This window comes from Galbibacter kalidii (assembly GCF_026241135.1).
Lineage (GTDB): Bacteria > Bacteroidota > Bacteroidia > Flavobacteriales > Flavobacteriaceae > Galbibacter.
On the sequence record NZ_JAPFGA010000071.1, the window covers coordinates 1 to 796 of the forward strand.

1 protein-coding gene and 1 pseudogene are annotated in these 796 nt (G+C 53.6%); one reads left to right on the forward strand and one right to left on the reverse strand.

Annotation, left to right across the window (positions count from 1 at the left end; translation table 11 throughout):
- Positions 1-2 precede the first annotated feature (2 nt).
- On the forward strand, positions 3-671 hold the full coding sequence (locus OOZ15_RS19900; protein ID WP_044117068.1) for an IS6 family transposase: 669 nt from the start codon (positions 3-5) through the stop codon (positions 669-671).
- A gap of 52 nt (positions 672-723) precedes the next feature.
- Here the strand turns inward: OOZ15_RS19900 and OOZ15_RS19905 are convergent.
- Positions 724-796, reverse strand: a pseudogene (locus OOZ15_RS19905) (IS6 family transposase); the annotation flags it as partial.

Sequence of the window (796 nt, forward strand, 5' to 3'; positions counted from 1 at the left end):
ACATCATTCTGTGGGCCGTGCGCTGGTACTGCAAATACGGCATCAGTTACCGTGAGCTGCAGGAGATGCTGGCTGAACGCGGAGTGAATGTCGATCACTCCACGATTTACCGCTGGGTTCAGCGTTATGCGCCTGAAATGGAAAAACGGCTGCGCTGGTACTGGCGTAACCCTTCCGATCTTTGCCCGTGGCACATGGATGAAACCTACGTGAAGGTCAATGGCCGCTGGGCGTATCTGTACCGGGCCGTCGACAGCCGGGGCCGCACTGTCGATTTTTATCTCTCCTCCCGTCGTAACAGCAAAGCTGCATACCGGTTTCTGGGTAAAATCCTCAACAACGTGAAGAAGTGGCAGATCCCGCGATTCATCAACACGGATAAAGCGCCCGCCTATGGTCGCGCGCTTGCTCTGCTCAAACGCGAAGGCCGGTGCCCGTCTGACGTTGAACACCGACAGATTAAGTACCGGAACAACGTGATTGAATGCGATCATGGCAAACTGAAACGGATAATCGGCGCCACGCTGGGATTTAAATCCATGAAGACGGCTTACGCCACCATCAAAGGTATTGAGGTGATGCGTGCACTACGCAAAGGCCAGGCCTCAGCATTTTATTATGGTGATCCCCTGGGCGAAATGCGCCTGGTAAGCAGAGTTTTTGAAATGTAAGGCCTTTGAATAAGACAAAAGGCTGCCTCATCGCTAACTTTGCAACAGTGCCCGCCCAGCGGCCATTGACCTTCACGTAGGTTTCATCCATGTGCCACGGGCAAAGATCGGAAGGGTTACGCCAG